The sequence below is a fragment of the Inquilinus limosus MP06 genome (genome assembly GCF_000767795.1).
Classification (GTDB): Bacteria; Pseudomonadota; Alphaproteobacteria; order DSM-16000; family Inquilinaceae; genus Inquilinus; species Inquilinus limosus_E.
In genome coordinates this window covers 1-6,666 of sequence record NZ_JANX01000348.1, presented here as the reverse complement: position 1 = coordinate 6,666, position 6,666 = coordinate 1, and the positions used below count along the sequence as shown (strand labels likewise).

Sequence of the window (6,666 nt, the reverse complement as noted above, 5' to 3'; positions counted from 1 at the left end):
CCTTCGGCCGCCCGCCGTGCCGCGGCGCCGCCATCGGCCAGGGCCGTGTTGGTGCCGCCGCGCTGGCGCTTGACCTCGACGGTCACCGCCTTCGACCGGCCGTGGCTGAACTGCTGGCGCACCTGGCCCGACGCATCGGCCGGCTTCCCACCGAGGGTGAGCTTGGGCTTCGCACTGCCCAGCGACAGCGTCTTGCGATCCTGTTCCTTGCTATCCGTCATATCGTCCAGCGTGATCCGCCGCTATCCCTGCACAGAGAAGGCCGGCGCGGCACCCGATGCCCCGTCGACCACACCACGTCCAGCCGGTCCGACCCGGTCGGCTCGACCACGAATTCCGTCCAGCCGTGCCGCTTCCGCGACCAGCCGTTCCGCCAGCCCGCCGCGAGCGATCGCAGCGTGTACCATGCGGTCCCGGGCAAAGGCCATCCCGAGCGCGTCGGCGGAGAAGATCTCCACGAGGGCCGGTGCCGGCCGGACCGCGGCGGCCAGGGCTGCCAGCTTGGCCCGCCCATCCGCCGCACCATCCGATGCCGCCAGCAGCACCGCGGCGCGGCCCTCGGCCAGCCACGCATGCACTTTCTCATATCCGGCCACCGCCTGTCCCGCCCGGCGTGCCATTCCGATGAGATCGATGCAGCTCCGATGCAAAAGTGCCTCGACCCGATCGAGCAGGTCGTCCGGGGCGCGGACCGACTGGCGGGCCGCCTTGGCGAACAGGCCCTTGGCCTGGGCCCGAAGCAAGGCCTCGCGCTCGGCGCTCACCCACAGGCCGCGGCCCGGCAGCCGTTCCGCCAGGTCGGGCACGACCTGCCCGTCGGGGCCGACGACGAAGCGAATCAGCTCCGCCTTCGGCCGCACGGTGCCGGTCGCGATGCAGCGCCGCTCGGGCCCTGCGGCCTCGGGCAGGTCTACATCCTCGGGGGAATGGGCAGTCGCGTCGCTCAGGCCTTCTCCTCCTCCTCGAACCAATGCGCCCGCGCCTGCATGATCAGGGCGTTGGCATCGTCGAGCGAGATCGTCTTCTCACCGAGGATCTCGACCAGCTCATCGCCGGCCAGATCCGCCAGGTCGTCCAGGGTCTTGACCCCGTTCTCGCCGAGCTTGACCAGGATCGCCGGGGTCAGGGCCTCCAGCGCCGCCAGGTCGTCGGCCACACCGAGCTCCTTATACCGCTCGGTCAGCTGCCGGTCGCGCTCCTCGAGCCAGCGCAGCGCGCGCTCCTGCAGCTCGCCGGCCACGCCCTCGTCGAAGCCCTCGATCTCCGCCAGCTCCTCGAGCGGCGTGTAGGCGATCTCCTCGACCTGGCGGAAGCCTTCGGCCACCAGGAGATGGGCGATGACGTCGTCGACGTCCAGGGCCTCCATGAACAATTCGCTGCGCTGCTTGGTCTCTTCCTGGCGGCGCTCGCTCTCCTCGGCCTCGGTCAGGATGTCGATGTCCCAGCCGGTCAGCATCGAGGCGAGGCGGACATTCTGGCCGCGGCGGCCGATCGCCAGCGACAGCTGGTCGTCCGGCACCACCACCTCGATCCGGTTCTGGGTGTCGTCCAGCACCACCTTGGCCACCTCGGCCGGGGCCAGGGCGTTGACCACGAAGGTGGCGGCGTCCGAGGACCAGGGGATGATGTCGATCTTCTCGCCCTGCAGCTCGCCGACCACGGCCTGGACGCGGCTGCCGCGCATGCCGACGCAGGCGCCGACCGGGTCGATCGAGCTGTCCTTGGAGATCACCGCGATCTTGGCGCGGCTGCCCGGGTCGCGGGCCACCGACTTGATCTCGATGATGCCGTCATAGATCTCCGGCACCTCCATGGCGAACAGCTTCGCCATGAACTGCCCGTGGGTGCGCGACAGGAAGATCTGCGGCCCGCGCGGCTCCTCGCGCACGTCGTAGATGAAGGCGCGGACGCGGTCGCCGACCTTGAAATGCTCGCGCGGCAGCAGCTCGTCGCGGCGGATGACGCCCTCGGCCCGGCCCAGGTCGACGGTGACGTTGCCGTATTCGACGCGCTTGACCGAGCCGTTGACGATCTCGTCGACGCGGTCCTTGTACTCCTCGAATTGACGGTGGCGCTCGGCCTCGCGCACCTTCTGCACGATCACCTGCTTGGCCGTCTGGGCGGCGATGCGGCCGAAATCGATCGGCGGCAGGTCGTCGATGACGAACTCGCCGACCTTCATATGCGGCCAGCGCTTGGCTGCGTCCTTGGCGTCCAGCTGCGTGGCCTCGTCCTCGACCGTCTCGACGATCTGGCGGTAGCGGCGCAGCTCGATATCGCCCGACTTGCGGTTGATATGGGCGCGGATGTCATGCTCGTGGCCGTATTTGGAGCGGCCGGCCTTCTGGATGGCCTGCTCCATCGCGGTCAGCACCTCGTCGCGATCGATGCTCTTCTCGCGGGCCACGACATCGGCAACGTGCAGAAGTTCCATGCCTTGGGCGTTCCTATGCGTCCTGGGCGTCGGCCAGGGGGTTGTCGGGCTGGGCGGCGGCCGCGGCCTCGGCCTGCTCGACCTCTGCGGCGGCGGCGTCGATCAGGGCGTCGGTCAGGATCAGCTTGGCCCGCTGGATCTCGGCGAAGGGCAGCCGCACGGGCTCCTCCCCGATCTCCTCCGAGCGCAGCAGCACCGCCTCGCCCTCAAGGCCGGCCAGGATCCCGCGGAAGCGCTTGCGGCCGTCGACCGGAACCCGCGTCTCGAGCCGCGCCTCGTGGCCGAGGAAGCGCTCGTAATCGTCGAGCCGGGTCAGCGGGCGGTCGATGCCGGGGGAGGAGACCTCGAGCGTGTACGCCGTCGGGATCGGATCCTCGACATCGAGGATCGCCGACACCGCGCGGCTGATCTCGGCGCAGTCATCCACGGTCATGCCGCGGCGGTCGATCCGCTCGGCCATGATCTGCAGCTGCGGCCGGTGCTCGCCGCCGGTCATGAGGACGCGCACGACCTCATAGCCCATCGCCTCGAGCGACGGCGCCACGATTGCGCGCACCTGATCCACTTGCGTCATCCTCTCCGGCATTCCCCGCGTCCAGAGCCTTGGAAAGCCGTCACCACAACGAAAAAAGGCGGGCCGCAGCCCACCCTCTCAATCGTTCAACCGAACCATAGTCAAGTCGAACGCTATGGGTAACTGGGGTGATATATAGCGATCCGCCAGCAATTCGCAACCCGATTCGCCGGGAGAGGCATTGTCCGAGCCACATGGCAGGGCGAAAGGGCCTTATCCCCGCGGCCGGCGGCGGAAGCGCAGATAGTAGGGCCGGCCGTGCAGCGCCTTCTCCTCATAGCGGGTCGGCGGCCAGTCGGCGGGCCGCTCGCGCCAGTCGGACGGTCCCTCGGCGGTCCAGGCGAAGGCCGGGTTGCGGCGGACGCGCTGCAGCGACCAGTCCAAGAGCGGCGCGTCATCGGTGGCGATGCGCAGCTCGCCGCCGTCCTTCAGCAGGCGGGCGAGATCGGCCACCGTGTCGTCCTGGATGAAGCGGCGGTTGTGGTGGCGCAGCTTCGGCCAGGGGTCGGCGAACAGCAGGAAGAGACGGCCGACCGAGCCCTCCGGCAGCCGGTCCAAGAGCGGCCGGGCGTCGTCGGGCCACAGCCGGACCATATCCAGCCCGTCGCGCTCCACCATCGCCAGCAACGTCGACATGCCGTTGATGAAGGGCTCGCAGCCGATGAAGCCGACATCCGGGTGATGTGCCGCCTGCCAGGCCAGGTGCTCGCCGGCGCCGAAGCCGATCTCGACCCACAGCTCGCGCGGCGGGCGCGGGAACAGGGCGGCCGGGTCCAGTGCGCCGCCGTGCTCGGGCAGCGCCACCGTCAGCCGCGGCAGCAGGGTCTCGATCAAAGCAGCGCGGCCGGCGCGGAGCTTTCGCCCATGGCGCCGGCCGTGGAAATGGCGGCGCTTCTCGGCGCCGCCGTCGGTCTCGGTCATCGGATCAGAAGGCGGACCGCAGGTCGTCCACCAGGTCGGTCCGCTCCCAGGAGAAGCCGCCATCCGCCTCCGGCGTCCGGCCGAAATGGCCGTAGGAGGAGGTGCGGGCGTAGATCGGCCGGTTCAGGCCGAGATGGGTGCGGATGCCGCGCGGGCTGAGGTTGACCAGCTGCTGCAGCACGTCGGACAGCTTGTCCTCGTCGACCCGGCCGGTGCCCTGGGTGTCGATATAGACCGACAGCGGGTGGGCCACGCCGATGGCGTAGCTGAGCTGGATGACGCAGCGGTCGGCCAGGTCGGCGGCGACGACGTTCTTGGCCAGGTAGCGCGCGGCATAGGCGGCCGAGCGGTCGACCTTGGTCGGATCCTTGCCCGAGAAGGCGCCGCCGCCATGCGGGGCCGCGCCGCCATAGGTGTCGACGATGATCTTGCGGCCGGTCAGGCCGGCATCGCCGTCCGGGCCGCCGATGACGAAGCGGCCGGTCGGGTTGACGTAGAAATGCGGCTCGTCGCACATCCAGCCCTCGGGCAGGACCGACAGCACATAGGGGCGCACGATCTCGCGCACCTCGGCCTGGTCCAGGCCGTCGGCATGCTGGGTCGAGACCACGACCGAGGTGGCGGCCACCGGCTTGCCGTTCTCGTAGCGCAGCGACACCTGCGCCTTGGCGTCGGGGCCGAACTGCGGCGCCTTGCCGGAATGACGGGCGTCGGCCAGGCTCTTCAGGATCTGGTGCGAGAACTGGATCGGCGCCGGCATCAGCGCCTCGGTCTCGCGGCAGGCGTAGCCGAACATGATGCCCTGGTCGCCCGCGCCCTCGTCCTTGTTGCCGGCGGCGTCGACGCCGACGGCGATATCGGCCGACTGCTGGTGCACCAGCACGTCGACCTGGGCGTTCTTCCAGTGGAAGCCGTCCTGCTCGTAGCCGATGTCGCGGATCGCCTGGCGGGCGGCGTTCTCCAGCAGGTCCGGGGTGATCGAGGCCGGGCCGCGAACCTCACCGGCGATCACCACCCGGTTGGTGGTGGCCAGGGTCTCGACGGCCACGCGGGCCTGGGGATCGGCGCCGAGATAGAGATCGACGATGGAATCCGAAATCCGGTCGCAAACCTTGTCGGGGTGTCCTTCCGAGACCGATTCGCTGGTGAAGATGTAGTTGCCTTTGGCCACGTCGAACCCCTGGCTGCGATGAAGGATGGGTGTGAAAAATCGTGCGGCGGCGACCGCGACTTTTGGCAGGGGCTGCAGGCGCGGTCAAGTACACCTGATTCGGGATCAGCCCTCGTCGTTGCCGCTCTCGTCGCTGCGGGCCCCCGACATGGCTTTGAGCAGGTCCAGCACGCGCCGCCGGGTCGCCTGGTCCTCGACCCGGTAATAGGCGCGGATCAGCTCCAGCGTCTCGCGCCGCTGCATCGGGTCCGGGCCGGAATCGTAGGGCTCGGCCTCCTCGGCCAAGCCGGCCGCGGGCAGGCCGTCGGCCGGCGGTGCGTCCTCGAAGAAGAAATCGACCGGAACCTCCAGCACCCGGCTCAACTGGTGCAGGCGGCTGGCGCCGATGCGGTTCGAGCCATGCTCGTATTTCTGGATCTGCTGGAAGGTCAGGCCGATCGCCGTCGCCAGCTTGGCCTGGCTGTAGCCGAGAAGGGTCCGCCGCAACCGGATACGGCCGCCGATATGCACGTCGAGCGGGCTGGGTTCGTCATTCCGAGGACGACCGCGGGGCCGTTTCGGGGCATCGAGTGCGGCCACACACTACTCCGCAGCAATTCGCAAGGGGATGGGTGCGATCATTTCACAAGGCGCGCATCCTAATGCGCCAACCCGGGCAACTTCAAGGCAGTCCGGCGGCGGGCGGGCGCAAGGTCCGGCGCGCCGGGCGGCCGATCCATCCGAACAGCAGGCCCAGGGCCAGCAGCAGCCAGAAGCCGGCATCGCCCCAGCGGGCATAGGGTGTCTCGGGCAGCGCCGCGGGCAGGGCGGCGTCGAGGATGCCGGCCTGGCCCAGGGCGATCTCGCCCGTGACCCGGCCATAGCCGTCGACCACGCCGCTGATGCCGGTGTTGGCGGCGCGCACCAGCGGCAGCCCTTCCTCCACCGCGCGGGTGCGGGCGATGGCGAAATGCTGGTGCGGCCCGCTGGTCTGGCCGTACCAGCCGTCATTGGTGACGTTCAGCATCCAGCCCGGCCGCGGCGCCGAGGGGTCGAGTACGGCGCCGGGGAAGATCGCCTCGTAGCAGATCTGCGGGCTGACCGGCGGCAGACCGGGCAGGTCGATGGTGCGCGGCCCGGGGCCGGGCGAGAAGTCGACCGACCCGGCGGTGATCTTCTCGATGCCGAGGGGCGCCAGCAGCTCGCGCAGCGGCACATACTCGCCGAACGGCACCAGATGCGCCTTGTCATAGGTGGCCAGGACGGTTCCGGCGCGGTCGACCGCGTAGATGCTGTTCCAGGCCTGCAGCGGCTCGGTGCCGTAGGGCGTGGCCCGGGTGGCGCCGACCAGGGCCAGGGCGCCGGGCGGCAGGATCGCGCCCAGCGCCTTCTGCGCCTCGGGCTCCCAGGACAGGGTGAAGGGCACCGCCGTCTCGGACCAGATCACCGCGCTGATGCGGTCGATTCCGGGCGCGGCCGACATCGCCAGCTGCTTGTTGAAGTTCTCGATCCGCTTGTCGCCGGACCATTTGTCGGTCTGGGAGATGTTCGGCTGCACCAGGCGCAGGGTCACGCCCGGAACCACGC

At 69.7% G+C, this 6,666-nt stretch carries 8 protein-coding genes; all 8 read right to left on the bottom strand.

Going from position 1 to position 6,666, the window contains the following annotated elements:
- The coding region (locus P409_RS22450; RefSeq protein WP_034843903.1) for a translation initiation factor IF-2 associated domain-containing protein at positions 1 to 221 on the bottom strand (221 nt) is incomplete at its 3' end.
- Between the two features lie 21 nt (positions 222 to 242).
- Positions 243 to 971: an RNA-binding protein gene (locus P409_RS22445; protein WP_274519174.1), complete on the bottom strand. Its 729-nt coding sequence runs from the start codon at positions 969 to 971 to the stop codon at positions 243 to 245.
- The gene (nusA, locus tag P409_RS22440; RefSeq protein ID WP_034843900.1) at positions 944 to 2,434 is read right to left on the bottom strand and encodes a transcription termination factor NusA; all 1,491 of its coding nucleotides are present in this window, start codon (positions 2,432 to 2,434) and stop codon (positions 944 to 946) included. Before nusA ends, P409_RS22445 begins: the two co-directional genes overlap by 28 nt.
- Positions 2,435 to 2,447: 13 nt before the next feature.
- Entirely contained in the window at positions 2,448 to 3,008 is a 561-nt protein-coding gene (gene rimP, locus P409_RS22435) for a ribosome maturation factor RimP (RefSeq protein WP_052121189.1), read from the bottom strand.
- A 213-nt stretch (positions 3,009 to 3,221) separates the two neighbouring features.
- On the bottom strand, positions 3,222 to 3,929 hold the full coding sequence (trmB, locus tag P409_RS22430; protein ID WP_034843899.1) for a tRNA (guanine(46)-N(7))-methyltransferase TrmB: 708 nt from the start codon (positions 3,927 to 3,929) through the stop codon (positions 3,222 to 3,224).
- A gap of 4 nt (positions 3,930 to 3,933) precedes the next feature.
- On the bottom strand, positions 3,934 to 5,100 hold the full coding sequence (gene metK / locus P409_RS22425) for a methionine adenosyltransferase (protein ID WP_034843898.1): 1,167 nt from the start codon (positions 5,098 to 5,100) through the stop codon (positions 3,934 to 3,936).
- 105 nt (positions 5,101 to 5,205) lie between these two features.
- Entirely contained in the window at positions 5,206 to 5,586 is a 381-nt protein-coding gene (locus P409_RS22420) for a helix-turn-helix domain-containing protein (protein ID WP_430515655.1), read from the bottom strand.
- A gap of 175 nt (positions 5,587 to 5,761) precedes the next feature.
- The coding region (lnt, locus tag P409_RS22415; RefSeq protein ID WP_034843893.1) for an apolipoprotein N-acyltransferase at positions 5,762 to 6,666 on the bottom strand (905 nt) is incomplete at its 5' end.